The organism is Pseudomonas sp. GL-RE-26 (assembly GCF_019956275.1).
GTDB classification, from domain to species: Bacteria; Pseudomonadota; Gammaproteobacteria; order Pseudomonadales; family Pseudomonadaceae; genus Aquipseudomonas; species Aquipseudomonas grandcourensis.
Map to the genome: position 1 here is coordinate 624,331 of NZ_JAHBDI010000011.1, position 26,777 is coordinate 651,107.

Annotated in this window: 22 protein-coding genes and 1 tRNA gene; 8 read left to right on the plus strand and 15 right to left on the minus strand. The window is 59.9% G+C overall.

Annotated features, from left to right (window positions below; all coding sequences use genetic code 11):
- The first annotated feature begins 163 nt into the window (after positions 1-163).
- The 4 genes from KGB07_RS10385 (at position 164) to KGB07_RS10400 (ending at position 2,611) form a co-directional block, all read left to right on the plus strand.
- The gene (locus tag KGB07_RS10385; protein ID WP_223465313.1) at positions 164-1,447 is read left to right on the plus strand and encodes an aspartate aminotransferase family protein; all 1,284 of its coding nucleotides are present in this window, start codon (positions 164-166) and stop codon (positions 1,445-1,447) included.
- A gap of 252 nt (positions 1,448-1,699) precedes the next feature.
- A complete protein-coding gene (locus tag KGB07_RS10390; RefSeq protein ID WP_046039441.1) occupies positions 1,700-2,056 on the plus strand; it encodes a type II toxin-antitoxin system RelE/ParE family toxin in 357 nt (118 codons plus the stop codon).
- Positions 2,049-2,369: a helix-turn-helix domain-containing protein gene (locus tag KGB07_RS10395; RefSeq protein WP_046039442.1), complete on the plus strand. Its 321-nt coding sequence runs from the start codon at positions 2,049-2,051 to the stop codon at positions 2,367-2,369. Before KGB07_RS10390 ends, KGB07_RS10395 begins: the two co-directional genes overlap by 8 nt.
- Before the next feature lie 83 nt (positions 2,370-2,452).
- Entirely contained in the window at positions 2,453-2,611 is a 159-nt protein-coding gene (locus KGB07_RS10400; RefSeq protein ID WP_003228885.1) for a YqaE/Pmp3 family membrane protein, read from the plus strand.
- Between the two features lie 84 nt (positions 2,612-2,695).
- On the opposite strand, the gene KGB07_RS10405 is transcribed toward KGB07_RS10400, so the two are convergent.
- The 10 genes from KGB07_RS10405 to KGB07_RS10450 form a co-directional block, all read right to left on the minus strand.
- Positions 2,696-4,522: a S9 family peptidase gene (locus KGB07_RS10405; RefSeq protein WP_223465314.1), complete on the minus strand. Its 1,827-nt coding sequence runs from the start codon at positions 4,520-4,522 to the stop codon at positions 2,696-2,698.
- Positions 4,488-5,624 (minus strand): pyrroloquinoline quinone biosynthesis protein PqqE, encoded by a 1,137-nt coding sequence (pqqE, locus tag KGB07_RS10410; protein WP_411741531.1) that lies wholly within the window; start codon positions 5,622-5,624, stop codon positions 4,488-4,490. Before pqqE ends, KGB07_RS10405 begins: the two co-directional genes overlap by 35 nt.
- A 7-nt stretch (positions 5,625-5,631) precedes the next feature.
- Positions 5,632-5,907, minus strand: a complete 276-nt coding sequence (gene pqqD, locus KGB07_RS10415; RefSeq protein WP_090451769.1) for a pyrroloquinoline quinone biosynthesis peptide chaperone PqqD — start codon at positions 5,905-5,907, stop codon at positions 5,632-5,634.
- Positions 5,904-6,656, minus strand: coding sequence for a pyrroloquinoline-quinone synthase PqqC (gene pqqC, locus KGB07_RS10420; protein ID WP_008051584.1), 753 nt, complete (start codon positions 6,654-6,656; stop codon positions 5,904-5,906). Before pqqC ends, pqqD begins: the two co-directional genes overlap by 4 nt.
- Before the next feature lie 142 nt (positions 6,657-6,798).
- Positions 6,799-7,710: a pyrroloquinoline quinone biosynthesis protein PqqB gene (pqqB, locus tag KGB07_RS10425; protein ID WP_223465315.1), complete on the minus strand. Its 912-nt coding sequence runs from the start codon at positions 7,708-7,710 to the stop codon at positions 6,799-6,801.
- Positions 7,711-7,788: 78 nt separating this feature from the next.
- The gene (pqqA, locus tag KGB07_RS10430; RefSeq protein ID WP_003444522.1) at positions 7,789-7,863 is read right to left on the minus strand and encodes a pyrroloquinoline quinone precursor peptide PqqA; all 75 of its coding nucleotides are present in this window, start codon (positions 7,861-7,863) and stop codon (positions 7,789-7,791) included.
- A 158-nt stretch (positions 7,864-8,021) separates the two neighbouring features.
- Complete coding sequence (gene pqqF / locus KGB07_RS10435; RefSeq protein WP_223465316.1) at positions 8,022-10,451, minus strand: pyrroloquinoline quinone biosynthesis protein PqqF; 2,430 nt, start codon at positions 10,449-10,451, stop codon at positions 8,022-8,024.
- Positions 10,452-10,545: 94 nt separating this feature from the next.
- Entirely contained in the window at positions 10,546-11,340 is a 795-nt protein-coding gene (locus KGB07_RS10440) for a carbon-nitrogen hydrolase family protein (protein WP_223465318.1), read from the minus strand.
- A 12-nt stretch (positions 11,341-11,352) separates the two neighbouring features.
- Complete coding sequence (locus KGB07_RS10445; RefSeq protein WP_046039452.1) at positions 11,353-13,035, minus strand: flavin monoamine oxidase family protein; 1,683 nt, start codon at positions 13,033-13,035, stop codon at positions 11,353-11,355.
- 222 nt (positions 13,036-13,257) lie between these two features.
- Complete coding sequence (locus KGB07_RS10450; RefSeq protein WP_046039454.1) at positions 13,258-13,719, minus strand: Lrp/AsnC family transcriptional regulator; 462 nt, start codon at positions 13,717-13,719, stop codon at positions 13,258-13,260.
- Positions 13,720-13,904: 185 nt separating this feature from the next.
- On the opposite strand from KGB07_RS10450, the gene KGB07_RS10455 reads away from it, so the two are divergent.
- Positions 13,905-16,259: a glucose/quinate/shikimate family membrane-bound PQQ-dependent dehydrogenase gene (locus KGB07_RS10455; RefSeq protein ID WP_223465319.1), complete on the plus strand. Its 2,355-nt coding sequence runs from the start codon at positions 13,905-13,907 to the stop codon at positions 16,257-16,259.
- Positions 16,260-16,372: 113 nt separating this feature from the next.
- Positions 16,373-17,053 (plus strand): peptidase M41, encoded by a 681-nt coding sequence (locus tag KGB07_RS10460; protein ID WP_223465320.1) that lies wholly within the window; start codon positions 16,373-16,375, stop codon positions 17,051-17,053.
- A gap of 69 nt (positions 17,054-17,122) precedes the next feature.
- Here KGB07_RS10460 and KGB07_RS10465 read toward each other — a convergent pair whose 3' ends face one another.
- Complete coding sequence (locus KGB07_RS10465) at positions 17,123-17,431, minus strand: DUF3077 domain-containing protein (protein ID WP_223465322.1); 309 nt, start codon at positions 17,429-17,431, stop codon at positions 17,123-17,125.
- A 581-nt stretch (positions 17,432-18,012) separates the two neighbouring features.
- Here KGB07_RS10465 and KGB07_RS10470 point away from each other — a divergent pair.
- Positions 18,013-18,378 carry a type II toxin-antitoxin system RelE/ParE family toxin gene (locus KGB07_RS10470; protein ID WP_046039458.1) on the plus strand — a complete coding sequence of 122 codons (366 nt, stop codon included), beginning with the start codon at positions 18,013-18,015 and terminating at the stop codon, positions 18,376-18,378.
- Entirely contained in the window at positions 18,371-18,676 is a 306-nt protein-coding gene (locus tag KGB07_RS10475) for an XRE family transcriptional regulator (protein WP_008051594.1), read from the plus strand. The genes KGB07_RS10470 and KGB07_RS10475 overlap by 8 nt, the downstream gene beginning before the upstream one ends.
- A gap of 74 nt (positions 18,677-18,750) precedes the next feature.
- Here the strand turns inward: KGB07_RS10475 and KGB07_RS10480 are convergent.
- The 4 genes from KGB07_RS10480 to dnaG form a co-directional block, all read right to left on the minus strand.
- Positions 18,751-18,827: transfer RNA gene (locus KGB07_RS10480), tRNA-Ile, on the minus strand.
- A gap of 15 nt (positions 18,828-18,842) precedes the next feature.
- Complete coding sequence (locus KGB07_RS10485) at positions 18,843-22,589, minus strand: bifunctional diguanylate cyclase/phosphodiesterase (protein ID WP_223465324.1); 3,747 nt, start codon at positions 22,587-22,589, stop codon at positions 18,843-18,845.
- A 122-nt stretch (positions 22,590-22,711) separates the two neighbouring features.
- A complete protein-coding gene (gene rpoD / locus KGB07_RS10490) occupies positions 22,712-24,559 on the minus strand; it encodes an RNA polymerase sigma factor RpoD (RefSeq protein WP_046039462.1) in 1,848 nt (615 codons plus the stop codon).
- Positions 24,560-24,626: 67 nt separating this feature from the next.
- Positions 24,627-26,594, minus strand: a complete 1,968-nt coding sequence (gene dnaG, locus KGB07_RS10495) for a DNA primase (protein WP_046039464.1) — start codon at positions 26,592-26,594, stop codon at positions 24,627-24,629.
- Positions 26,595-26,777 lie beyond the last annotated feature (183 nt).

Here is a 26,777-nt window from a genome sequence, read left to right on the forward strand (position 1 = left end):
TACTTATCGAAAATGCTGGGAAATCGAAATGGCTGAATGCCTCACCTGAGCCTAGTCTAACCGCATTCACAGGGCTTACAGGGCCACAGAGCGCGATGAATACCCTTTGCTTCGATGGTATTTACATAGGTAAGGCAAAAAACCTCAAAAGGTTTTTTTTCAGATGAACCTGTTCAGTCTGCGCCGCAGTCCTCCCAGTCTTGATGATCTGGTCTTGGACGCCTCCCGGCCATCCCAAGGCGTTAACCTTTCCAGCGAGTACTTGATGCCCAGTGTCGAGCGGCCGAAACAGGTGTTTGTGCGTGGCCAGGGTTCATGGTTGTGGGACAGTGATGACCGTGCGTACCTGGACTTTTCCCAAGGCGGCGGGGCCAACTGCCTCGGTCATAGCCCTTCGGTACTGGTCAATGCAATCACAGCCCAGGCTCAGTCGCTGATCAATCCGGGTTTCGGTCTGCATAACCGCGGCATGCTTAGCCTCGCCGAATATCTGTGTGCCAGCACCGGCAGTGATCAGGCCTACCTGCTCAATACCGGCAGCGAAGCCTGTGAGGCGGCGATCAAACTGGCGCGCAAATGGGGTCAACAACATCGCGGCGGTGCATCGCGAATCATTGTGGCCAACAACGGATGCCATGGCCGGAGCCTGGCGACGATTTCGGCGTCGGACAGTTCGACATTGATCAACCGATTCGAGCCGCAATTGCCAGGCTTCAGTCGTGTCCCGTTCAATGATCTGCCAGCGTTGCATGCGGCCGTGGATGAACGGACCGTAGCGATCATGCTCGAGCCGATCCAGAGCGAAGCCGGCGTTATCCCGGCCACCGCGCACTACCTCAAGGGCGTCGAACGCTTGTGCCGTGAACTCGGTATTTTGTTGATCCTCGACGAAGTGCAAACCGGCATCGGCCGTTGTGGCACCTTGCTCGCGGAACAGTCCTGCGGCGTCACGGCGGATATCGTCGTGCTTGGCAAAGGCTTGGGCGGCGGTGTGCCATTGGCCGCGCTGCTGGCGCGGGGCAAAGCTTGCTGTTTCGACACTGGCGAGGTGACTGGCACTCATCACGGTAATGCGTTGATGACCGCGGCGGGACTTGTGGTGCTCGATACCGTGCAGGACAAGGATTTCCTCAAACACGTCGCAGAAGCAGGTCAGCACCTGCGTGAAGGATTGACGCGTCTGGCCCATCGTTACGATCACGGCGAGTTGCGCGGACAAGGGCTGCTTTGGGGGCTGACGCTGTCGGACGACTCCGCTGACGCGGTGGTCAAGGCCGCGCTGTACGAAGGCTTGCTGCTCAATGCCCCGCAACCCGACTGCCTGCGCTTTACCCCTGCGCTTAATGTCAGCAACGCCAACATCGATGAAATGCTCCTGCGCCTGGCGCGGGCCTTCTCCCGAGTACGCACCGCGCAATTGCAGTGCCGCAAAGGGATTGCCGTCTGATCAGACGCGCCCTGCACACATTCCAGAACCGTCTCGCGGTAATACGCACGCCCCACGCCCGACACTTTTGGCGTGGGGCGTTTTTTTTGTGGCCGGGTTTTTCCAAAGGCAATCTCGGCTTGAGCGGTTGGCGCATCAATGGCTTTCTAGCGTGAATCGGCAGGGACTGCCGGTGCCAGCGAAACGGCGTTGCTGTCGCGTTGGTTTTGAATTCTATACCACCAAGTGGTATGTTTTATGGAAGGGATGCCGATGTCACCAAGGCTGTTCAAGACAAAGCGCTTCGCAATGCAGGCTGCCAAGGCCTGGATCGGTGATGACGAACTCCAGGAGGCATTCACCGAAATGCTCAATGGTCAGGCTGACAATTTGGGCGGCGGGGTCTGGAAGAAGCGTTTGAATGCCAACCGCCATCGCTCGATTATCCTGGCCAAGGGCGGTGCTCATTGGGTCTATCAGTTCCTGTACGCAAAGAAAGATCAGAGCAATATCAGTCCCAGGCATTTGCTCGACTTGCGAGCGTTGGCCAAGACATATGGTGGACTGACCGAAATGGAAATTCAGCGTTTGCTGGATGCAAAGGAGTTTGTGGAGATACCAAATGAGTAAAAAATTCAAAAGTGAGCTATCGGAATCGATCCACGAATCGGCTAGTGCCTTGTACGCCATAGGTGCAATCAGCAAGGCGACCATGCGTGAATTTGATGAGTCTTGTCTTGCAAGGGTGCCGGATGCGATTCCCGCGCAGGAGATCAAGGCATTGCGCGAGCGCAACAATGTCAGTCAACCGGTGTTTGCGCGCTACCTGAACACCAGTGCTTCCACGGTCAAGCAATGGGAAGCAGGGGATAAACACCCCAGTGGCATGGCGCTGAAGTTGCTGAGTATCGTGCGCAAACACGGTCTGGAGATACTGGCCTGAGGAATCGGGCTGAACCCTGACAAACGGCACAGGTCGATTAGCTGTAGGGCTCGAACGAGTCCACCCCAATCAGGAGCTGTCCCATGGACTTTATTCGCATCATCATCGCCATCCTGTTGCCGCCACTGGGTGTGTTTCTGCAAGTAGGATTCGGCGGGGCGTTCTGGCTGAATATTCTGCTGACGTTGTGCGGTTACATTCCTGGGATCGTGCATGCGGTGTACATCATCGCCAAGCGCTGAGCTGAGCTGAGCGTCGGCAGGTAGACCGCCTTCGCGAGCCTGCTCGCGATTGAGACGCCACCGTTTCGGCAATGAGCGCGGGCTTCAGTCCACTGAATCCATCACCCGCCGATAAAACAACCACTCCTGCTCCAGCGCATGGGCCTGGTTACCGGCCTTGCGAAAGCCATGGCGTTCGTCCGCGTAGTAATGCGCTTCGACCAGGATGCCGTTGTCTTGCAGCGCCGTGACCATGTCGCGGGTCTGCTGCGGGACGACCACGGCATCCAGTTCTCCTTGAAAGAAGATCATCGGCACGCGGATGTTGCCGGCATGCAGCAGCGGCGTGCGGGCGGCGTAGCGTTCGCCATCCAGTTGCGGATCGCCGATCAGCCAGTCCAGATAGTCGCTTTCGAATTTGTGGGTCGCGCGCCCCAGCGCCACCGGATCGCTGACCCCATACAGGCTGGCGCCGGCGCGGAACACGTTGTGAAAGGCCAAGGCGCAAAGGGTGGTGTAACCGCCGGCACTGCCGCCGCGAATGAACGCCTTCTCGCCATCGATCAAGCCGTGTTCTTTGAGGTAGCTGACCACGGCGCAGGCGTCTTGCACATCCACATCGCCCCAACTCAGGTGCAGTGCCTGGCGATAGGCCCGGCCATAACCGCTGCTGCCACGATAATTGAGGTCGGCCACGGCGAAGCCCCGCTGGGCCCAGTACTGGATACGCGGATCGAGCATCGGGTAGCACGCCGAGGTCGGTCCGCCATGGACGAACACCACCAATGGCGGTTTCGCCTCGCCGGTCATCGCCGGGTAGAAGAAGCCGTGTGCTTCGCCTGAGCCGCTTGGGTAGCGCAAGGTTTGCGGGCGGCTGATCTGTTCGGGGGCAAGCGGTGCGATGCCGCCGGCCAGCACCTGCACTTGCCGGCTCTGGCGGTCGATGGCGATGACGGCGGTTGAACTGACGGGCGACGCGGCGATGCAATAGATGAACTGCTCATCCACGGCGAGATGGCGGAAGCGGCTGTAGTCGCCGGTGAAGTCAGCGCTGGAATCGCCGCCTATGCCCAATCGGCCAAACCCGCCCTCGGTCCAACTGGCCAGATAACTGTCGTCGCTGAGCGGTAACCAGGTGCTGCCGCCGAGTTGCCAGGGCGCGGGACCATGGTCGGCGCTGGCACTTGGCATTGGGTTCAAGCCTTTTTCAGATTCTTTCCATGGCTGCCAGTAACCCGCTCGATCCGTCAGGCAATACAAGCGACCGTCGGCATCAAACCGCGGTTGTTGCACAGACTCTTGAACGCCGTCGCCCGCCACACAACGAGCCTCGGCAAAACCGCCGTTGGCGAGGCGTTCGGCAACCATCAAGCGGGTCGCTGTCCATGGCTGATCCGGGTGACTCCACTCGATCCAGGCTAGGCGCCGGGCATCAGGGCTCAGCGTCGGTGCCGCGTAGAAATCAGCACCCTCGGTCAGCAGGTGACGTGTGCCATCCGACAGATCGATCGCCACCAGTCGGTGTTGGTCGCGATGCTCCTCGACCGCCAGCACTTGCCCGTTGGCGAACTGCAGATCGCCATAACGGCAGGCTCCAGAGGTCAGCCTTTCGGGCGCTTCGTCTTGCAGTGATTGCCGATACAACTGTTGGTCGGCCTCGTTGACGAAAACGATACCGTCGTCGGTAAGACAAAACGCGCCGCCACCATATTCGTACACCCGACTGCGCACACTGAACCCCGGTGGCGTCAGGCATTTCGCTGCACCATCGCGCCAATGCCAGATCCGGCACGCTGCGTCTTCGGGACGGTACTCGTTCCAGAACAGGCCCTGCCGACCGACCTGCAGTTCGGCAAAATCGATACCGGCGGCCACGGCTTTGGCAGCGCTGAAAGGCTCAGCTTTTGGCGATGAGGCGTGAGTTTCGTTCATTGCGAAAGGCCAGTTGGTCGATGGTCTGGGTGGCGTGTTCGGCTTCTTCGCGGGCCTTGAGGATCACGCCGTGTTGTGGCGACTTGCTGCACACCGGGTCGGCATTGCTGGCATCGCCGGTGAGCATGAACGCCTGGCAGCGGCAGCCGCCGAAGTCTTTTTCTTTCTCGTCACAGGAGCGGCACGGCTCGGGCATCCAGTCATAGCCACGAAAGCGGTTGAAGCCGAACGAGTCGTACCAGATGTGCTGCATGCTGTGGTCGCGCACGTTGGGAAACTGCACCGGCATCTGTCGGGCACCGTGACAGGGCAGGGCGGTTCCGTCTGGCGTGACCGTCAGAAAAATACTGCCCCAACCATTCATGCAGGCTTTCGGGCGTTCTTCGTAATAGTCCGGGGTGACGAAAATCAGCTTGCACGGATGCCCTTCAGCTTCCAGTTTGGCGCGGTATTCATTGGTGATGCGTTCGGCGCGCACCAGTTGCTCTTTGGTCGGCAATAACCCGACGCGATTGAGTTGCGCCCAGCCGTAGAACTGGCACGTGGCGAGCTCGACGAAGTCCGCTTCCAGGGCGATGCACAGCTCGATGATGCGGTCGATCTGGTCGATATTGTGCCGATGGGTGACGAAGTTCAGCACCATCGGATAACCATGGGCCTTCACCGCTCGGGCCATTTCCAGTTTCTGCGCAAAGGCCTTTTTCGAGCCGGCCAGCAGATTGTTCACCTGCTCGTCGCTGGCCTGGAAACTGATCTGGATGTGATCGAGTCCGGCCTTCTTGAAATCGCTGATTTTCTGCTCGGTCAGGCCGATGCCGGAGGTGATCAGGTTGGTGTAGAAACCCAGTTTGCGGGCTTCGGCAATCAGCTCGGCGAGGTCCTGGCGCACCAGCGGTTCGCCACCGGAAAAGCCCAGTTGCGCGGCGCCCATTTCCCGCGCTTCGCGAAACACTTTGAGCCACTGTTCGGTACTCAGCTCTTTGCCTTGCTCGGCGAAATCCAGCGGATTGGAGCAGTATGGGCATTGCAGCGGGCAGCGATAGGTCAGCTCGGCGAGCAGCCACAGCGGCAGGCCGATCTCGGGTTTGGGTGGTACTTGCACCGATGAATCAGGCAAGTTCGATCCAGTGCTGCGCACGGGCAACCTCCATGAATTGCTCGATGTCGTCACCGAGCTCGGGCACGCCGGGGAACTGTCGGTCGAGCTCATTGATGATGGCCGCGACATCCCGTTCACCGTCAATCAAACCGCCGATCAGCGCGGCACTCTCGTTGAGCTTGATCATGCCTTCCGGGTACAGCAGCACATGGCCTTTTTGCGCCGGTTCGTACTGGAAACGGTAGCCTGGGCGCCAGGTCGGGGTCTTGCTGCGATCGAAACTCATAAGGTGATTCCTTTGTGCCAGACCCGTTCCCCGGTCACGCTGTGATACGGCGGGCGTTTCAGTTCGTAGGCCATGCTCATGGCATCGAGCATGCTCCAAAGAATGTCCAGTTTGAACTGAAGAATTTCCAGCATGCGCTCCTGGCCTTCACGAGTGGTGTAGTGCTGCAACGTGATCGCCAGACCATGCTCGACATCACGCCGTGCCTGGCCCAGGCGCGTGCGGAAATACTCGTAGCCGGCCGGGTCGATCCATGGGTAATGCTGGGGCCAACTGTCCAGGCGCGATTGGTGGATCTGCGGGGCGAACAGTTCGGTCAGCGAGCTGCTCGCCGCTTCCTGCCAACTGGCGCGGCGGGCGAAATTGACATAGGCATCCACGGCGAAGCGTACGCCTGGCAGCACCAGCTCCTGGGAGCGCAGCTGGTCCGGGTCGAGGCCCACGGCCTGGCCCAGGCGCAGCCAGGCTTCGATGCCGCCGTCTTCACCGGGCGCACCGTCGTGGTCGAGCAGGCGCTGAATCCATTCACGGCGGATCTCGCGGTCAGGGCAGTTAGCGAGGATCGCCGCGTCCTTCAGGGGGATGTTCACCTGATAGTAGAAACGGTTGGCGACCCAGCCCTGGATCTGTTCGCGGCTCGCCCGACCTTCGTACATCGCCACGTGATAGGGGTGATGGATGTGGTAATAGGCGCCCTTGGCGCGCAGGGCCGCTTCGAATTCTGCGGGGGACATTGGGGTGTCGGTCATTGCGGTTCTCCGGTGTACAACCGTTGAAATCTTGGGTGTCTGGTCGGACGCTTTCGCGGCGGTGCGGCGATCCGACAAGCCCGCTCCCACAGGGTTACGCGGTCAACTGTGGGAGCGAGCTTGCTCGCGATAGGGCCATCCGCTACAACACAATACTCATGCCGTCATACGCCACCTCAACCTGGCGCCGATCCAGCTCTGCGCGCTCCGGCGAATCCTCATCAAGAATCGGGTTGGTATTGTTGATGTGGATAAGTACTTTGCGCTGGTTGGGCAATTGCTCAAGCACTTCGAGCATGCCTCCGGGGCCGTTCTGCGCCAGGTGCCCCATCTCCCGACCGGTGCGGGTACCGACGCCGCGACGCTGCATTTCATCGTCATCCCACAAGGTTCCATCCACCAGCAGGCAATCGCTGCCGGCCATGATTTCCAGAAGCGCTGCATCCACCTTGCCCAGGCCCGGTGCGTAGAACAGTTTGCCGCCGGTGTTGAGGTCTTCGACGATCAGACCGATGTTGTCGCCTGGATGCGGGTCGAAGCGATGCGGTGAGTAGGGCGGTGCAGCACTGCGCAAAGGCAGCGGAGTGAAGCGCAGGTTCGGGCAAGCTGGGACGCTGAAACTTTGATCGAGTTCGATGCGATTCCAGGTCAGCCCGCCATTCCAGTGGTTGAGCATGGTGAACAGCGGAAAACCGGTGCTCAGGTCTTCATGGACCATGTCGGTGCACCAGACCTGATGCGGGCAGCCCTCACGCAGCATGAGCAGGCCGGTGGTGTGGTCGATCTGGCTGTCCATCAGGATGATCGCGCCGATCCCGGTATCGCGCAGGGCGCGGCCCGGCTGCATCGGGGCGAAGCCCTGGAGTTGGGCGCGGATGTCCGGAGAGGTGTTGCACAGCACCCAGTTCACGCCGTCGTCGGAAATCGCGATGGACGATTGCGTCCGCGCCTTGGCCCGCAGGCTGCCGTTGCGAAAGCCCGCGCAGTTCACGCAGTTGCAGTTCCACTGGGGGAAGCCGCCGCCGGCAGCGGAACCTAGAATCTGGACAAACATGGACGCTCCATCATTTCAACGCTGAAAATAAAACGCCTCGGGATAACCGAGGCGTTAGCTGCAGTCTGCCAAGGCAGATTAGCGGCTGGCGAAGTACATGGTGACTTCAAAGCCGATACGCAGGTCGGTGTAGGCAGGTTTGGTCCAGGCCATAAATTGAACTCCTTCAGGTAAGGTGGGACAGCGCTATCTATAGGTATAGTCCACCTCAAGTCAGAGATGTTCCAGATAGTTAGGTTGCTATGTTACTCAAAATTTCAAAGAAATTGCCCGTGAAAATTTGAGAAAGCTCCTTGCAGCCCCGGTAATGATCATTTTGCCGCTTGCCATGACGCGCCAGGGGCAGCGCTGTTGGCAAGGCACAGCCAGCCGCCTTCGGCCTGATTCAGGCGTTGGGCCGCAGCCAGCAGAGCGGTCCGGTCAATGCGCACAATGGCCTCGGGTAATTGCGTCAGATATTCCGACGAACGGCCAGCCAGCTTGCCCTGCCAGAGTAATTCGGCCGCTTGAACCGTGGTGAGCGCCGCGCTGGAAAACTGGTCCGCCAAGGCCTGGCGTTGAGCGCTGAAGGTGGTGTCGTCGAGTGCGTTGATCAGTTCCGGCAATCGATTCAGGAATTGCTTGATGTGTTGCAGCAGCTCCGCAGGTGCAACGCTTGGCGATTGCACGCCAAACAGCAACCCGGTTTGCCCGTGAATCTGCCGCAGGGCGCTGAACACCGCATAGCCGAGTTGCAGCTCCACCCGCAGGCGTTGGTAGAACGGTGTCTGGCAGGCATGCGCGAGCAAACGCCACGCGGCTTCGTCGGCCATTTCCTGGGTGGCTGTCGGACAGAACAGCAGCAACGCGTGCTCACCGGAAGCGGTATCGACAGTGCTCCACAGATGCTGTGCAAGGATCGATGAGGGCGGCGTCAGTTGATTGTCCGGTGTGCCGGGTATGCGGCTCAAGGCCAGGCCCATGGCCGCTTGAGTCTGAGCCGATAACCCGATGGCCAGCCCATCCCATCGCGCACTCGACCAGAGTGACTGCATGTCGTCCGAGTTCGCGGTGTGCCCGAGGCAGTGATCGGGCAAGGCCTTGAGCAGTTGTCGAATCGGTATGAACGCCACGCTGGTCGATTCGGCTTGTGGGACAGCGGCATCGGGTTTTGTCAGTTCTTTCAGCACATACTCCATGACGCTGGGCATCGGCTCCTGTAGCCCGTTCAGTTTGAGCAGCCATTCGTTGCCCGACGCACTGAAGGACAAATCCACACCGGCTTGGTGCGCGTCTTCGCGTAACGGTTGCAGGTGGTTTTCCAGCCGTGATTGAAGGTGGCTGCCGGGAGCCGAGTCCAGACGCCAGCGCAGATAAATCGCACCTTCAACACCGTTATCCGGCCATGCCTGGCTGAATTGCATCGGCGAACGTTCACGACGGCTGCGCGAGCGGTCCTGGGCAAACGTGCGCAGGCCGCGGTGGGCGCTGGTCTGGCCGCGAATCAATCCGGCGTTGGCTGCCGCTGCTTCGGAGTGCAGGAACGGGTTGGGTGCCGGCAATTGCCATGGGCCGCCGAAGTTATCCACAGCGCCGATTTGTTGGAGGATTTGCTTGAGGGCTGTAACGCCCTGCTCGGTTAACCCGAATTCACGTTGTTCGCTGTCCAGTCGAGCCAGTTGCAAGGCACTGCTGATTTGCTGCTGGCGCTGGAGCAGGGTGGCGTACTCTTCGCGCAATCGGTTCCAGTCTTGCTTGGCAAAGAAACCGAGCCAGTCCATCAGGCGTTCGCGGATGCCTGGTGCCGAGTCGGCGGCGGGCAGGGTGAATTCGATATGCAGCAAGGCTTGCCTGGCGAACTGGTACAGCGGCTGGGCTTTCAGGTGATCGGCCAGCCCGCGCTCGCGCAGGTCCGCCAACAAGCCTCCGGGTTTTTCCAGATTCAGCCAGTGGCACAGGAATGCCAGCGCTTCGGCAGAGTTGTCAGGCAGTGTTTCGAGGGCAAACAGCAGGTCCAGACGGCCTTCGCCAGCCTGTTGATAACTTTTGTTCGGCGAGTCCATCAGCTGTGTAGGCGCTTGTTGCGAGACTGTTTCGCCTTTGGCAATGACGCTGCCAAAGGCTTCGGCCATCGCTTTCAATTCATCGAGGTTCTGCGGCCCGGCCAGGCTCAGGGTCATTTGCCCGGTCTGGTAATAGCGCTGATAAAAATCCTGCAAAGCCTGCTGACAATCGGCTTGATCCACTGGCAGGCTGTCACGATTGCCGGCATGAAAACCCCGTAGCGGATGAGCCTCGGCGAGGCCATTGAACAGCGCAAACTGCTGCTGCGCCTCGGCATCCTGCGACCAGGCGACAAATTCCGCATGCAGCACTTCCCGTTCCCGCTGTTGATCGTCCGGATTCATACGCGGATGGGTGAGCATGTCTGACAGACGCTCCAGTCCACCGGCAAATGCCTGGATCGGCAATTCGAAAAAGTAATCTGTGGTGCGCTCGCTGGTCCGCGCATTCACTTGCCCGCCATGGCCCTGGACGTAGGCCATCAGCCCTTGGTCCGCAGGAAAACGCTCAGTCCCCAGAAATAACAAATGCTCAAGAAAATGCGCCAGGCCAGGCCATGCCAGCGGCACATCATGGCTGCCCGCGGCGACCCGCAACGCTGCTGCGCAACGCTTCAAATTCGGGGCATGACGCAGCGTCACCCGCAGACCATTGGCCAGGGTTTCAGTAGGGGGGCGAGGGTGATTCAGCGCGGGCATGGGCACTTCCAGAACAGTGAAGTGCCAATGCTAGCGGATTAGGGGGCGTTCTCAATTAGTTTCCGGGGAAACTAATTGAGAACGCCCCCTAGGACTAGCGCTTGTTCAGGTTGCCGTAAAGCTCGGGACGACGATCGATCAGGTAGCGATTGGCGGCACGGGAATCGACCATCAACTGACGATCCAGCTCACCGACAATCAGCGATTCATCCAGTCCCGCCTGAGCGATACGGCTGCCATCCGGCGCAGCGATGCTGCTCTGGCCGCAGTAGTGGATCTCGCCTTCATGGCCGCAGTAGTTGGCGTAAGCCACATAGCATTGGTTTTCGAAGGCGCGGGAGCGCACGGTGACATCGGCGACGAAATCGAACGGAATCATGTTCGCGGTCGGCACCAGGATCAGCTCGGCACCGGCCAGGACCAGGCGCCGGGCGTTTTCCGGAAACTCCAGGTCGTAGCAGATCAGGAAACCGAGCTTCCAGCCGTTGAGCTCAACGATGGGAAAGTCGTCGGAACCTGCGCTGAACATCGAGTGATCCAGATCGCCGAACAGATGGGTCTTGCGGTAGTTGCAGATGCGCTCGCCGTTAGCGTCGATCAACTGCACGGCGTTGTAGATCTGCCCGTCCTCGGTGCGCTCGGGATAGCCATACAAAATGGCGATCCCGGCAGCCTTGGCAATGCGCGCAATCTGCTGCGCCGATTCACCGTTGTGCACCTCCGCCAGCACGCTGACGGCATCAACGCCGATGTTGTAGCCGGTCAGGAACATCTCCGGCAGCACCAGCAGATCGGCACCTTTTGCCTCCAGCGCAAGCTGCTGCAAGCGTTGCAGGTTGCCGGCGACATCCAGAGGCAGCGGTGGGCATTGGTAAAGGGCTACGCGCATTTCGGATTCCTCTTACTCGGGCAGGGCGATCGGTCCGATCTCGTTGAATACATCTCCTGGACCCGGATTCTCGGCGTGAGTTGCACCGCCGAAGTGTTTCATGATGCCCCATACCGCGTTGAGCGAGGTCTGTACCGCGCCCTCAACCCAGGCCGGGGTCCACGAAACGTCGTCACCGGCGATGAAGATCCCGCGCTGCTCGGCAGGCATGTCGTCCTGCATGAAGTGCGCGTACATACGCTGGTTGTAGCGGTAGTGGCCGGGCAGGGCGCCTTTGAACGCGCCGAGGAAATGCGGGTCGGCTTCCCACGAAACGGTGATCGGGTCGCCGATGATCCGCGCGGCGATGTCGACTTTCGGATAGATCTTCTTCAACGCATCCAATGCCAGCTTCACGCGTTTTTCCACCGGCTGCGGCAGCATTTTCAGCGCGTCGCTCATCCACGAGTACGACAGGCAAATCACGCCGGGCTTGTCGTCGCCGTTGTCGAACAGGTAGGTGCCACGGGTCAGGCGATCGGTGAGGGTCATGCTCATCAGGTCGCGGCCGGTTTCCGGATCCTTGTCCTTCCAGAAAGGGCGGTCGACCATCACGAAAGTCTTCGACGACTGCATGTAGCGGGTGCGGTCCAAAGCCATCCACATCTTTTGCGAGAACAGGGTTTCGTCGCATTCGATCTGGGTGGTCAGCAGCCAGCTCTGGCAGGTGGTCAGCACGGCGGCGTATTCGCGGGTGTCGCCCCAGTTGTCGGTGACGGCGAAACGGCCGCCCGGCGCGTGGGCAATTTTCTTCACACCCGTGCGCGGTGCGCCGTTGTGCAGCGAGCTGAGGCTGGTACCCGCTGGCCAGTGCGCGCAACGCTCCGGCACATGGCGCCAGATGCCTTGTGGCACCTGTTCCACGCCACCGACCACCAGGTGCTGGTGATCGTCGCAATTGGTCATCACCACACGGAAGATTTCCAGCATCGAGTTGGGGAAGTCCGAGTCCCAGCCGCCGGTACCGAAACCGACCTGGCCGAACACTTCGCGGTGATGGAACGAGAGCTTGGCGAAGGCCTTGGAGGTGGCGACGAAATCGTAGAAGGTGCGGTCATCCCACAGCGGCACCAGGGTGTTCCACAACTCTTTCAGACGTGGCACATCGCGGTCGCGGATGGCTTGCTGGATATCGGCGAACTGCGAACCGGCTTCCAGGGCATCGGCCCAGGCGTCAGCCACTTCCTGGAACAGCGCAGGAAGGTCCGACAGCTTCTGTGCGTAATGGGTCTGGCCTTCGAGGTCGATCACCGTGCTGCCCGACGCGGGTGTCAGCGGGTTAGGGAAAGGTTTGGTTTCCAGACCGAGTTTGTCGACGTAGTGATAGAACGCGGTGGACGACACTGGAAAACGCATGCCACCTAGCTCGGCAATGATGCCTTCAGCGCCGTTGAACGCCTGGGAGCGCAGGCGGCCGCCCATTTTCGAGGCTTCGTAGACGACCGGTTTCAGGCCCAGCTTCATCAGCTCATACGCCGCCACCAGGCCGGCGATCCCGCCGCCGACAATCGCCACTTCGGCACCGTGATTGTGCTCGGGAATGCTGCCCAGGCCGGCCGGGTGTTCGATCCAGTCGTCGAAGGCGAAAGGAAAGTCCGGGCCGAAAATGGTGACTGGCTTTTTACCGTCTGCAGGATGGCGATTGTTCTTGTTCATGGTTGACCTTGCTGGCGACCCGACGCGGAATGCGCATCTGAGTATAGGAAAAGATGCCAGCCATTCTAGAGAGCACAGAACACGTTAATAAGACGCAAAGTGTCGTCATTTTGATATTTTATTGGTCAGTATGACGATCTTGATGTGCACACTGACCACTGTGGGAGCAAGCTTGCTCGCGATAGCGCCAGTTCAGTCACCGATGAACCCGGGCCTGAAAACTCAAACCGGCTGCCCCCGATCAATCTTGCTACTCAAGATGATCGACGTCGTGGTCTTCTCCACCCCATCCACACTGCCAATCTGATCCAGCAACTGATCCAGCTGCTCCGGCGAATCGGTGCGCAACCACGCCACATAATCAAATTCGCCACTCACCGCACACAACTGCTGCACCTGCGCCATCGCACTCAGGCGTCGCAACACCTCCTTACCGGAGCGCGGTTGCACGGTGATCCCCACATACGCCTGCAACCCGCCATCCACCACGCGCTGGCCGAGGCGCACGCCGTAGCCGGTGATCACCTTGGCCTTTTCCAGCCGCGCCAGGCGCGAAGTGACGGTGGTACGGGCGATGCCCAGTTGCCGGGCAAGCATGGCCACGCTCTCGCGGGCGTTGATCTGCAGGGCGGCAATCAATTGGCGGTCGATTTCATCGAGAACAGGCGTGCGAGTGTCAGGCAAAGGGTTATCTCCAGCGGCATGGATCAGTGCGCAAGCATGTTACAGGCAGTTCCTGCAGGACGCTCGCGACGGAGATTTGATCTAGCCTCAATACCGTTCATGACATTTTTGCCTGCGACAAATTGCCATAAGTAACTAGGTAGTACATTATTCCGGCCTTGTCACAAATGGGGAAAATTTCCGACATGAACAATTCTGGGGCTGCCGCCGGCAGCAAATGGTTGCTGGCGGGGCTGGGTGTGCTGATTGCACTGATCGGGCTCGGCCTGGCCGGTGGCGGTGGCTATCTGATCGCGCTGGGTGGCAGCTGGTATTTCCTGCTGATGGGGCTGGCGATGCTGGCGTCCGGGTTGATGATTGCCCGGCGCAAGCCGCTCGGCGCCTGGCTGTATGGTGTGGCGTTGGTCCTCACTGCGATCTGGGCCGTTTGGGATGCGGGCCTCGAATACTGGCCGCTGGTCTCGCGGGTACTGACCTTCGCCGTGATCGGTCTGGTGGTGGCGTTGATCTATCCGACCCTGGTCCGCGCTTCGGGCGCGACCGGCGGGCGTGGCGCCTACGGTCTGGCTGGCATTCTGGGCGTGAGCGTCGTTGCGACGATGTCCTACATGTTCGTGCCGACCCACGTGGTCAAGGCCACCACCGAACCTGCGGTAACGCCGGTCACTCCAGGCACCGAACAGAAAGACTGGGCCCACTGGGGCAACACCACCGCCGGCAACCGCTTTGCCGCGCTGGACCAGATCACCAAGGGCAACATCGACAAATTGCAGGTCGCCTGGACCTTCCGCACCGGTGACATCCCGCAAAGCACCGGCGCCGGCGCCGAAGACCAGAACACTCCGCTGCAAATCGGCGACACGGTCTACACCTGCACCGCTTACGGCAAAGTCTTCGCCCTGGATGCCGACACCGGCGCTCAGCGCTGGAAGTTCGACCCGCAAGGCACCGCGCCCAACTGGCAGCGCTGCCGTGGCCTGGGCTATTCCGAAACCCCGGCGTCTTCGGACAATCAGCCAACCGCCTGTACGAAACGTCTGTTCCTGCCGACCGGCGATGCCCGTCTGATCGCCATCAACGCCGACACCGGCAAGCCTTGCGAAGAATTCGGCAACAAGGGCACCGTTGACCTGACCACAGACATGGGCGAAGTGAAGCCCGGTTACTACCAGCAAACCTCGACCCCGTTGGTCGCTGGTGACGTGGTGATCGTCGGCGGCCGCGTGGCCGATAACTACTCCACCGGCGAACCGCCGGGCGTGGTCCGTGCCTATGACGTGCGCAGCGGTGAGCTGGTATGGGCGTGGGATCCGGGCAACCCAAACACCACCAAACGCCCTCCGGCCGGTGAGACATACACCCGTGGTACGCCGAACGTCTGGTCGGCCATGTCCTACGACGCCAAGCTCGGTCTGGTTTACTTGCCAACCGGCAACGCCACCCCGGACTTCTTCGGCGGCCAACGTACCGAGTTCGACGACAAGTGGAACTCGTCCATCGTCGCCATCGATGTGAAGACCGGCCAGGTGCGCTGGCACTTCCAGACCACTCACCATGACCTGTGGGACTTCGACCTGCCGGCGCAACCGCTGCTGTACGACGTGCCGGACGACAAGGGCGGCACCCAGCCAGCCCTGGCGCAAGTCACCAAGCAGGGCGAGATCTTTCTGCTTAACCGCGAAACCGGCGTGCCGATTGCTCGCGTCGAAGAGCGCCCGGTGCCGCAAGGCAAGGTTCCCGGCGAACGTTACTCGCCAACCCAACCGTTCTCGGTGGACATGCCGTCAATCGGCAACAAGACCCTGACCGAATCCGACATGTGGGGCGCCACGCCGTTTGATCAATTGATGTGCCGCATCCAGTTCAAAGGCATGCGCCACGAAGGCGTCTACACCCCGCCGGGAATGGATCGCGCCCTGCAATTCCCGGGCTCGTTGGGCGGCATGAACTGGGGCAGCGTCTCTGTTGATCCGAACACCAACTACATGTTCGTCAACGACATGCGCCTGGGCCTGGCCAACTACATGATCCCGCGCGACAAGATCAAAGCCGGGGCCAGCGGTATCGAAATGGGCGTGGTACCGCAGGAAGGCACGCCGTTCGGCGCCATGCGCGAACGCTTCCTCTCGGCGGCCGGCATTCCGTGCCAGAAACCACCGTTCGGCACCATGTCGGCCATCGACCTCAAGACCCACAAACTGATGTGGCAAGTTCCGGTCGGCACCGTGCAAGACACCGGCCCGCTGGGCATCCGCATGCACCTGCCGATCCCGATCGGCATGCCGACCCTCGGCGCTTCGCTCGCCACTCAGTCGGGCCTACTGTTCTTCGCCGGCACCCAGGACTTCTACCTGCGCGCCTTCGATACCGGCAACGGCAACGAAATCTGGAAATCGCGCTTGCCGGTGGGCAGCCAGTCCGGGCCGATGACTTACGTTTCACCGAAAACCGGCAAGCAGTACATCCTGCTCACTGTGGGCGGTGCGCGTCAGTCGACGGATCGTGGGGATTATGTGATTGCTTACGCTTTGCCCAAGTAAGGGCTGAAGCTTGAGTCAGAAAAGCCGCGCCATTGCGCGGCTTTTTCATGGGCGAAAGAGCCAGTGTGGAAATCGGCTAGGATTGAGGCAGTCGAGGGTGCGAGGCGAAGGACATGACAACGAAGCTACCTGCTGCTGTACGGGACCGTGCCTTGCAGATCGCCCATCACGAAATGGGGCACTACGTGGTGGCTCGCGCCCTGGGGTTTGAAACGGGCGGCGTGACCCTGACAGTGACCAAGGATCTGCGGCACCAGGGAGGAGCCTCCATTACCCTGGTGCGCCCAATTTCGTCGATGGAAGCCATGAAGGAACATCTGGAAGCCCGGATGATGGTGCTCCTGGCTGGCGCAATGGCGCAGACACTGCCTTCAAAACCTTCAGCCGCCAAACGCGTCGATAAGCCCAAGGCCACCGCCATCCTCAAAGGCGAGCAAGGGGCGGAACAGGATTACGCAAAAATCAGGGAGCTTCAGCATCTGTTGCGCAACGTCGCCTGCCCGGATACTGATCCAGCGTCGTCTGAGCGCATTTCGGCGGAGCTTAAAGCGATGACTGATCGGGTGTGGGGTCGGACTCAAGAAATCATCGAAGATCAAGCCGGGACGATTGCCGAATTGGCTGTGGCGCTGGTGGACGGCATGGCTCTTGTGGAGCAATGGGGGCGGGCGGCGGATACGTATGAGGTTGTGTTCCCCGGGCCGATGCTGGAACAGTTGCGGGCGGTGCAGGCTATCCCTTCATTACGTGTTTGGACTGACAGTTGCAGTGATGTTGTTCAGCACTGGAAGTAGGCTCTATCAGTCCCAAAAAGGGAACGCTCGGTCCCTTTTTGGGAATTTTCCGGTCCTGTGAAAAGTGTTCTATTGATTTGCATCCGCTCTCGTTTGAACAGGTCGCCGCGTCAGCACCTTCACCACATCATCAATCACCGCTTTGCTCATCGTCGTCAGGTAATGCGCGGCCCAGGCGTGGCGGTCGGAGTCTTGGGCGTAGGCGGCGTCCACGGTGAGGGACTTGGCGAGGAACAACAGGTCGGAGGCTTGGGCCAGAGCGTCGGCGATGGGGACGTCGCGGCAGACATGGAACAGCGGTTGATTCGAGAGATACAAGAAGGGTGTGAAACCAACGGTTTTCAGTTCTGAGAGTGCGGGCGAATCCATTTTACTCATGGGATTACTCCTGGTTATTCAAGGAGCCGCCACTTTCGTTTCCAAGCGAATGGGTGGCAGCTGTGCGCAGGTTGGAAAACCGGGAACCAGAGAAACCGGCACGCCCGAAGGCGTCCCACGCACAGCTGCCATGGCACAGGATTGCAGCCGTAAAAACGTCCGCAGTCTTGATTGGGCGCTATTGCGTAGCGGTTCGACGGGTTTCCAAGCCCGATCGCTGAATGGTCAGCGACGTCCGGAGACTATCCCGTCGAAGAAAAGCGCAACAAGGCAGCAAAGTGCCCAAAAGCAAGATTCGGAGTTTGCCTACAAGGTTTACGGACGTCATCCGATATTGCGACACCCTCTGTAAACGAAGACTGGCGCGACGAGCGATTTTCCAGGCCGGTGCACCCTCTGAGTCGTTGAGCCAAACGCCTGGTTCCCGCGTTGTCATGAGGACGCTGAAGCAATTGGCGAAACGGCAAACCCTCTGCGAGTAACCATCGTTAACAATTGACAGAGGAGTCAGGGTGGTTGGGCACCTCTGAAGCTCATACATTTATTCCTTTGAGGTTATATTCCTTTGGTGGCATATTTGTATGAAATGGGACGTCGAATACACGGATGAATTTGAGGCCTGGTGGGATCACCTGAACGAGTTCGAACAGGACTCGGTTCAGGCCACAGTGATGTTGCTGGGCGAGGATGGCCCACACTTGGGTTTTCCACATACCAGCGATATCAAGGGTTCACGGCATGGCAACCTTCGTGAGTTAAGGGTGCAGCACGCTGGCAGGCCGTACCGTGTGCTGTACGCGTTTGATCCACGGCGCAGCGCGATTCTGCTGATTGGCGGTGATAAAACCGGCCAGGCGCGTTGGTATACGGAACACGTGCCACTGGCCGAACGTCTCTACGACGAGCACTTGGATACATTGAAGAAAGAGGGCTATGACAATGGCTAAAAAATTTGCTGATTTGGTGGCGCGTCGCTCTCCAGAGTCTCAAGCACGTGTTGAGGCCTTGCATCAGAAGCTACGAGCACAAATGCCGCTGCACGAGTTGCGCCAGGCGCAAGCGTTGAGTCAGGACACACTGGCCAGGACACTGCATGTCAACCAGGCGGCGATCTCCAAGATGGAGCGGCGAACGGACATGTACATCAGTACTTTGCGCAACTACATCCGCGCCATGGGAGGCGAACTGGAAATCATCGCCACCTTCCCCGAGGGCCAGGTAAAGATCGAAAACTTTGCCAACTGAACGATTAAAAAGTGGCTCTACGGTTTCGGGCAATTCAGATACGCAAAAGCCGCGCATTGCGCGGCTTTCTTGTTTGGTGGGCCCACACGGACTTGAACCGTGGACCAAAGGATTATGAGTCCTCTGCTCTAACCAACTGAGCTATAGGCCCTCAGTAGGTCGCGGATTATAGCGACGGTTTTGCGACTGTGCTATCCGAAAAAGCCTTTACGGCTGTACGAAGAAACGTCGCGGCGAATTCGTCGGGGGGGAGGGGCAGGCTGACGATGTAGCCCTGGATTTGTTCACAGCCCTCGGCGGCGAGGAATTGTTGTTGCGCCTGGGTCTCGACCCCTTCGGCAATCACGGTGAATTGCATGCTGCGTCCGAGGGCGATGATGGCGCGTACGATGGCCGCATCGTGGGGGTCGTCGGGCAGGCCGCGGACGAAGGACTGGTCGATCTTGAGGATGTCCAGCGGCAGACGCTTGAGGTAACTCAAGGACGAATAGCCGGTGCCGAAGTCATCGATGGCCAGTTGCACGCCCAGTTGTTTGAGTTGATGCAGCACCGCCAGCGCCTCCTCTGCCTGGCTCATGATGAAGTTTTCGGTGATTTCCAGTTGCAGGAAGCCGGGGTTGAGGCCGTTGTCCTTGAGCAACTGTTCTATGCGGCCCACCAGGTTGGGTTGGCGCAGTTGGGCGCCGGCCAGGTTGACCGACAGCGGGCCGGGACTTTCGTACAGCCTGTGCCATTCGGCCATCTGCCGGCAGGCGGTTTCCAGGACCCAGTCGCCGATTTGCAGGATCATGCCGTTTTCTTCGGCCAGCGGGATGAAGTGTTCCCGCGGCACGTCGCCAAAAGTCGGGTGGTGCCAGCGGATCAGGGCTTCGGCGCCGACCAGACTGTAGTCTTCGAGGCTGATTTTCGGTTGGTAGCACAGGTGCAACTCGTTGCGTTCGATGGCGCGGCGCAGTTCGTGTTCCAGTGCCACGCGCTCGCTGGCTTGGGCGGTGAGGTCGCGGGTGTAGCTTTCGACACGGTTGCGGCCCTTGGCCTTGGAGCGGTACATCGCGGCGTCGGCGTTCTTGATCAGTGTGGCAACGTCGCAGCCATCCTTCGGATAGAGGCTGGTGCCGATGCTGGCGCTGATGAAAAACTCGTGTTCGCCGGCCTGGAACGGCGCGGCGAAACAGTTGAGCAGTTTATTGGCGATGTGGTCGGCATCGCTGGATTGTTGCAGGCCCGGCAGCAGGATAATGAACTCGTCACCTCCCAGGCGCGCCACGGTGTCGATGTCACGCAACTGCTCCTTGAGGCGCACGGCAATGCCCTTGAGCAGAAGGTCGCCGACCGGGTGGCCGAGGCTGTCGTTGATGTGCTTGAAGCGGTCGAGGTCGAGGAACAGCACTGCGCCCTGGCCGCCGTTTTCCTGCTGGCTGTTGAGCGCGGTCAGCAGGCGGCTTTCGAACAGCGTGCGGTTCGGCAGGCCGGTCAGCGGGTCGTGGTGCGCCTGGTAGTCGAGTTTGGCCTGCGCGTGCTTGAGGCTGGAAATGTCGGCGAACACCGCGACAAAGTGGGTGATGAACTTCTCCCGGTTGCGCACGGCACTGATGGTCAGCCAGCTCGGGTACAGCTCGCCATTCTTGCGCCGGTTGGAGATCTCGCCTTGCCAGTGGCCTTCGGCGGTCAATTGGTGCCACATGGCCGCGTAGAACGCGCTGTCATGCAGGCCCGAGGCGAGCAGGCGCGGCGTGTGGCCCAAGGCTTCGCTTTCGCTGTAACCGGTGATTTCGGTGAACGCACGGTTGACCGCGCTGATGTGCTGTTGGGTATCGGTGATCAATACGCCTTCGGCGGTGCTTTCGAACACGGTGGCGGCCTGTTGCAGTTTTTCCTGCATCAGGTGCCGATCGGTGATATCCCGGGCGATGGTCAGCATGCAGTCTTCATCGCCAATCGGCAGCGGACGGCTGGACACTTCGCAGAGGCGGATCTGCCCGTCGCTGCGGCGGATATGGCAGCTGAAGTCGCGGACAAAACCGTCCCGGTGCAGCAGGTCGAGCATTTGCTTGCGTTCATTGAGGTTGACCCAGATCCCCAGGTCCAGCGCCGAACGATCCACCGACATGGCGCTGTTGAAGCCGGTGATGCGGCTGAAACCGTCGTTGACCTCCAGCAGCAAGCCATCGCTTTGCCGCGACAGCAGCAATCCGTCGGGGGAAGCGTGGAAGGCCTTGGCGAACTTTTCTTCGGACGTTTGCAGCTGTTGCTGGGTTTCCTTGAGCTGGGTGATGTCCCGCACCACGACCACCAGCGCAGGTGTCATGTCGAGGTTAAACGGTTCGGCGGAGATCAGGCCGGTAAACACCTGGCCGTTGCTGCGACGAAAGGGCATTTCCAGGTTGCGGATGCTGCCGGCCTGCAAGCGTTGCAACAGGCCCGGCCCAACACCGGGAATCCCCCAGATGTTCAGGTTGGTGGCGGTCTGGCCAATGACGTCCTCGGCCTTGAGGCCGATCTGTTCTTCGAACGCTTCGTTGACTTCCAGCAGGCAGCCGTCGCTCAGGCGCGCAATCACCAGCATGTCCGGGCATTGCTGGAACACGGAAGCGAATTTCTGTTCCGACAGGCGTAGCGCTTCCTCGGTGCGCTTGGCGTCGGTGATATCGATCATCAACCCGCGCAGCACTGGCTCATGCCCGTGTTCGATCAGGCTGACGATATCGCGCACCCACAGACAGCGGCCGTCGGCGGTGATCACCCGGTAATCGAGGCGGTGATCGCGCCCGGCCAGCACTTCGTGATCGCAGAAGGTCTGGGCGCGGGTCAGGTCGGCGGGGTGAATGATGTTGCGCCAGAAGCCCGGAATCAGCCAGTGGGACAGGGGATAACCGAGAAGGTCTTCGGCATGGGGCGATACATAGCTGTAGGTGAAGTCGGTGACTTTTGCTTCCCAGGCGATGGCCGACAGGCTCTCCACCAGGCCGCGGTAGTGGTATTCGCTGCTGCGCAGTTCCTGTTCAAGGTTGACCCGGCGAGCGATTTCCGAGCTCAAGCGGCGGTTGATGCGGATAACCACCGCCAGCACGGTAGTCAGCAGCAGCAATCCGGGCAGGCCATACACCAGCAGGTCATTCCAGAAAGTTCGATGATCGAGGACGTTGCCGACCCAATGCTCCTGAATGGCGCTGATTTCAGCGGGGCTCATGTCCGCCAGGACTTTGTCGAGAATGCCGACCAGCATCTTGTTGTCGCGGGGTACAGCCATGGCCAGTTGATAGCGATAGGGGGTTTCACCGCTGACATACAACCCATCGAGCTTGAGTTGGCGCAGTCCCCAGACGCTGGAAGCCAGATCGCCTACCACGGCGTCCACTTCGTCGGTGGCCAGCGCCTGTAGCGCCGAGCTGACGTTGGGCACCGCCACCAGGTTCAAGTCGGGATGGTGGCTGCGCAGCAGTTCGTGGGGGGCGTAGTTTTCCACCACGGCGATTTTCAGGCCGTACAGGTCTTTCAGGTTATGTGGCTGGGGGCCCCCGACATGGGCCAGGATGACAATCGGAAAATCCAGATAGGGGCGAGTGAACGACAGGTATTTCTGGCGTTCAGGGGTCGACATGATGCCCGGCAGCAGGTCCAGTTTGCCCTTTTTGGCTTGTTCCAGGACGGCGGTCCAGCTCACCGGCTCGATGGGCGTGAGCCGGGTTGCCAGCCTTTTGCGGATGACCTCGATGTAATCCGCGGCAAGGCCCTGGTAGCGGCCCCCATCGTCACGAAACTCGAAGGGCGGCCACGACGCATCGACACCCAGGCGCAATTCCGGGTGAGCCGCCAGCCAGCTACGTTCATCGTCAGTGAGAGTCAGCGCGCCAGCCGTTGCGGTCCAGGTCATCAGCGACAGCAAAAAAAGCACGGTCGGCAGTCTGGGCATAACGGTCTCGTTATGGCTCGGGGGAATGTTTCGAGTGTAGACGGCTACAGGGAGGAGGGGGGAAGCGGGGAGATTTAATCTGTACAAAGCAAAACCCCCGGCCTGGGCCGGGGGTTCTGTGATCACTCGTCGAGGAAGGAGCGCAGATGCTCGCTTCTCGTCGGGTGGCGCAGCTTGCGCAGCGCCTTGGCTTCGATCTGACGAATCCGCTCACGGGTCACGTCGAACTGCTTACCAACCTCTTCGAGGGTGTGGTCGGTATTCATGTCGATACCGAAGCGCATGCGCAGTACCTTGGCTTCACGGGCAGTGAGGCCGGACAGCACTTCGCGAGTCGCTTCTTTAAGGCTCTCAACGGTTGCAACATCGATTGGCGACTGCATGGTCGAGTCTTCGATGAAGTCACCCAGATGGGAGTCTTCGTCATCACCGATCGGGGTTTCCATGGAGATCGGCTCTTTAGCGATCTTCAATACCTTGCGGATCTTGTCCTCAGGCATTTCCATGCGTTCGCCCAGCTCTTCCGGGGTCGGTTCGCGACCCATTTCCTGCAACATCTGGCGGGAAATGCGGTTGAGCTTGTTGATCGTCTCGATCATGTGCACCGGAATACGGATGGTGCGGGCCTGGTCGGCGATCGAGCGAGTGATCGCCTGACGGATCCACCAGGTGGCATAGGTCGAGAACTTGTAGCCGCGACGGTATTCGAACTTGTCTACCGCTTTCATCAAGCCGATGTTGCCTTCCTGGATCAGATCGAGGAATTGCAGGCCACGGTTGGTGTACTTCTTGGCGATGGAGATCACCAGACGCAAGTTGGCTTCAACCATCTCTTTCTTCGCGCGGCGGGCCTTGGCCTCGCCGATCGACATGCGACGGTTGATGTCCTTGATCTCGGCGATGGTCAAGCCGGTTTCGGTTTGCAGCGCGGTCAGCTTCTGCTGGCAACGGATGATGTCCGGCTGCAGACGACCAATGGCTTCAGCATATTTGCCTTTGCCTTTGGCCAGGGCATCACTCCAGCTTTCGTCGACTTCGTTGCCCGGGAACTGGCGCAGGAAGTCGGCACGCGGCATGCGTGCATCACGAACGCAGAGCTGCATGATTGCGCGCTCTTGCTGACGCAGGCGATCCAGGGCACTGCGAACACGCTCGACCAGGCCTTCGAATTGCTTCGGCACCAGTTTGATCGGCATGAACAGTCCGGCCAGGGCCAACAGCTCGGCAATCGTTGCCTTGTTGTTGCGACCGTGCTTTTTCAGCGCCTTGCGGGTGATTTCCATCTGATCGGCCACAGCGCCAAAGCGCTGTGCAGCGATGATCGGATCCGGACCGCTTTCGGCTTCTTCCTCGTCATCCGAGGCTTCGCCGTCTTCGTCGTCGGAATCGTCATCCGCCTTGACGGCTTTCGCGTCAACCGGTGGCGGCACTTCTGCCGCAGGCGGCGCGATGCCATCGTCCGGGTCGATATAACCGCTCAGGACGTCGGACAGGCGACCACCTTCGGTGGTGACGCGGGTGTACTCGGAGAGAATATGATCAACCGTGCCGGGGAAGTGCGCGATTGCGCTCATCACCTCACGGATGCCCTCTTCAATACGTTTGGCGATTTCGATTTCGCCTTCACGCGTGAGGAGCTCCACCGTACCCATTTCGCGCATGTACATGCGCACCGGGTCGGTAGTACGACCAATGTCGGTCTCGACCGCAGCCAACGCTGCAGCGGCCTCTTCGGCTGCGGCTTCGTCGGTATCGGCGTCGGCCAGCATAAGGGAATCCTTATCTGGCGCAACCTCGAATACGTTGATCCCCATGTCATTGATCATGCGGATGATGTCTTCCACCTGTTCCGGATCTGAAATATCCTCCGGCAGGTGGTCGTTGACCTCCGCGTAAGTCAGGTAGCCCTGCTCACGACCAAGTGTGATCAACTCTTTGATACGAGACTGCTGTTGCGCTTTTCCGGACATAACACCCTATCCACTGAAGGTCTTGGCGGGCAAAAAACAAGCCGAGGATTATACCTGAGCTATGACCTCACGCGCCAGTTGAGGTCGGGTTTGATGCGGAAACATTGCGACTCAAGAGGTCGCGCAGTTGATTTTTCTCTTCGCTGGTCAATTCGCTTTGACGCGCTTTTCGCAGAAGTTGTTCCAGGTTTCGCTCGCGTTGGCGGGCTGACAAGCTAGTAATGGTGTCGAAAAACTGTTGTTCAAGGTTATCTCCATCAATCAGCCATTCCTTTTCCGCCAGGGCCTTGAGCAAACGGCCTTGTTCTGTGCCGTGCCAACGCGCAATCAGTTGAATTGAGTTTAGCTTGGGATTCTTCTGCACGGCTTCGAGCAGCGCCACCAGCAATTGCGTGTTGGTGTGATCCTCGGCGGCGAAGTGCCCGGCATCCTCGACTTTTTCGGCCAGTTGCGGGTGATGCAGCAACGTGCGCAAGGCGGCGAGGGTCGGCGGTTCTACGGCGGCGGGCACTCGTGGCGCGCGGGGTTGATCACGATCACCGCCCCGTTTGCCATTCTTGTCCCACGGTTTCTTGTCCCATTTCTTGCCTCCTGCACCGGGTTTCTTCGGGGTCCATTCCTGCTGCGGCACATACATTTCCTGTGCCTGCGGCTGATGATAGTCGCTGTAGTCGGGCATCGCGTCGTAATCGATGCCAGGGTCGTAGGCCGGCGGCGCTTCTTGCGGGGCGCTTTGTGCCAGCTGACTCACCGCTTCACCGCTCAGACCGGTGATTTCGCTCAGGCGTTGACGCATCAATATGCGCAGGTTGGCGCCCGGGACTTTGTCGATCAACGGCGCAGCGAGGGTGGCCATATGGGCCTTACCCTCAAGCGAGCGCGGGTCGGCTTCCTCCGTCAGTTGCTGGAAGAAGTAATCGGCCAGAGGCTGTGCGTGCTGGTTGATCCGTGCGCGGAAGGCATCGGTGCCTTCGGAGCGGACCAGGGTGTCCGGGTCTTCGCCTTCGGGCAGGAACAGAAAGCGTGCGCGACGACCGTCCTGCAGGCTCGAAAGTGTCGCCTCCAGTGCCCGCCATGCCGCATTGCGGCCGGCCTGGTCGCCGTCGAAGCAGAATAGAACGCTGGGCACGACGCGAAACAGCCGCTTGAGGTGTTCCTCGCTGGTGGCGGTGCCCAGGGTCGCGACGGCATTGCGCAGGCCTTGCTGGGCCAGGGCAATGACGTCCATGTAACCCTCGACGACGATGATCTCGTCGAGGTTGCGGTTGGTCTTGCGCGCTTCGTACAGGCCGTAGAGTTCCTGGCCTTTATGGAAAACCGGGGTTTCCGGGGAGTTCAGGTACTTCGGCTTGTCGTCGCCCAACACCCGGCCGCCGAAGGCGATGACGCGCCCGCGACTGTCGCGGATCGGAAACATCACGCGGTCGCGGAAGCGGTCGTAGCGTTTACCGCTTTCGGCGTTTTCGATCAACAGGCCGGCATCGATCATGGCTTTTTGTTGCAGGGTATCGCTGCTCAAGTGCTTGAACAGGTTGTCCCAGCCAGGAGGGGCAAAGCCCAGACCGAAGTCCCGGGCGATTTCGCCGGTCAACCCGCGACCTTTCAGGTATTCCACGGCGGCCTTGCGCGATGGATGGCTTTTCAAGGCCTGGCGATAAAAGTCGGCAGCGGCGCTGAGTAGCGGGTACAGCGGCGAATCAGTCGGCTGTCGCGGTTTGTGCGGGCGGCCGCTTTCTTCGCGGGGGATTTCCATGCCCGCGGCTTTGGCCAGTTCTTCGACAGCCTGGACGAAATCCAGGTTGTCGTGGTCCATGATGAAGCCGAGGGCGTTGCCGCCAGCGCCGCAGCCGAAGCAGTAATAGAACTGCTTGTCGGGGCTGACGCTGAACGACGGAGTCTTTTCCTTGTGGAACGGGCAGCAGGCAGTGTGGTTCTTGCCGGCTTTTTTCAGTTGCAGGCGCGAGCTGACCACGTCGACGATGTCGGTGCGGTTCAGAAGGTCGTCAATGAAGCTCTGGGGGATTAGCCCGGCCATGGCGTTCTCGTCATCTGCGCTGAAAGGAGCCCGTAACGTACTGCGATCGAACGCGGTCGTTGTTTGAGGCGCGCAAAGTGTGCGGCTCGACCAGTGTCGTCTGCGTAATCGTTGTCGGGAAGTGTATCTGCCGAAAATCCACTGACGTTAATGCCAATTCAGTATTCGACTGTTTGAATGTGT

What these genes read in the sequence shown, in the direction of transcription:
- rpoD (WP_046039462.1), bottom strand. Translation starts at nt 24,559, where the DNA reads ATGTCCGGAAAAGCGCAACAGCAGTCTCGTATCAAAGAGTTGATCACA.
- KGB07_RS10455 (WP_223465319.1), top strand. Translation starts at nt 13,905, where the DNA reads ATGAACAATTCTGGGGCTGCCGCCGGCAGCAAATGGTTGCTGGCGGGG.
- KGB07_RS10485 (WP_223465324.1), bottom strand. Translation starts at nt 22,589, where the DNA reads ATGCCCAGACTGCCGACCGTGCTTTTTTTGCTGTCGCTGATGACCTGG.
- pqqD (WP_090451769.1), bottom strand. Translation starts at nt 5,907, where the DNA reads ATGAGTTTCGATCGCAGCAAGACCCCGACCTGGCGCCCAGGCTACCGT.
- dnaG (WP_046039464.1), bottom strand. Translation starts at nt 26,594, where the DNA reads ATGGCCGGGCTAATCCCCCAGAGCTTCATTGACGACCTTCTGAACCGC.
- KGB07_RS10470 (WP_046039458.1), top strand. Translation starts at nt 18,013, where the DNA reads ATGAAATGGGACGTCGAATACACGGATGAATTTGAGGCCTGGTGGGAT.
- KGB07_RS10465 (WP_223465322.1), bottom strand. Translation starts at nt 17,431, where the DNA reads ATGAGTAAAATGGATTCGCCCGCACTCTCAGAACTGAAAACCGTTGGT.
- pqqB (WP_223465315.1), bottom strand. Translation starts at nt 7,710, where the DNA reads ATGTTTGTCCAGATTCTAGGTTCCGCTGCCGGCGGCGGCTTCCCCCAG.
- KGB07_RS10390 (WP_046039441.1), top strand. Translation starts at nt 1,700, where the DNA reads ATGTCACCAAGGCTGTTCAAGACAAAGCGCTTCGCAATGCAGGCTGCC.
- KGB07_RS10440 (WP_223465318.1), bottom strand. Translation starts at nt 11,340, where the DNA reads ATGCGCGTAGCCCTTTACCAATGCCCACCGCTGCCTCTGGATGTCGCC.
- KGB07_RS10460 (WP_223465320.1), top strand. Translation starts at nt 16,373, where the DNA reads ATGACAACGAAGCTACCTGCTGCTGTACGGGACCGTGCCTTGCAGATC.
- KGB07_RS10405 (WP_223465314.1), bottom strand. Translation starts at nt 4,522, where the DNA reads ATGAACGAAACTCACGCCTCATCGCCAAAAGCTGAGCCTTTCAGCGCT.
- KGB07_RS10475 (WP_008051594.1), top strand. Translation starts at nt 18,371, where the DNA reads ATGGCTAAAAAATTTGCTGATTTGGTGGCGCGTCGCTCTCCAGAGTCT.
- KGB07_RS10400 (WP_003228885.1), top strand. Translation starts at nt 2,453, where the DNA reads ATGGACTTTATTCGCATCATCATCGCCATCCTGTTGCCGCCACTGGGT.
- pqqF (WP_223465316.1), bottom strand. Translation starts at nt 10,451, where the DNA reads ATGCCCGCGCTGAATCACCCTCGCCCCCCTACTGAAACCCTGGCCAAT.
- KGB07_RS10395 (WP_046039442.1), top strand. Translation starts at nt 2,049, where the DNA reads ATGAGTAAAAAATTCAAAAGTGAGCTATCGGAATCGATCCACGAATCG.
- KGB07_RS10385 (WP_223465313.1), top strand. Translation starts at nt 164, where the DNA reads ATGAACCTGTTCAGTCTGCGCCGCAGTCCTCCCAGTCTTGATGATCTG.
- KGB07_RS10445 (WP_046039452.1), bottom strand. Translation starts at nt 13,035, where the DNA reads ATGAACAAGAACAATCGCCATCCTGCAGACGGTAAAAAGCCAGTCACC.
- pqqC (WP_008051584.1), bottom strand. Translation starts at nt 6,656, where the DNA reads ATGACCGACACCCCAATGTCCCCCGCAGAATTCGAAGCGGCCCTGCGC.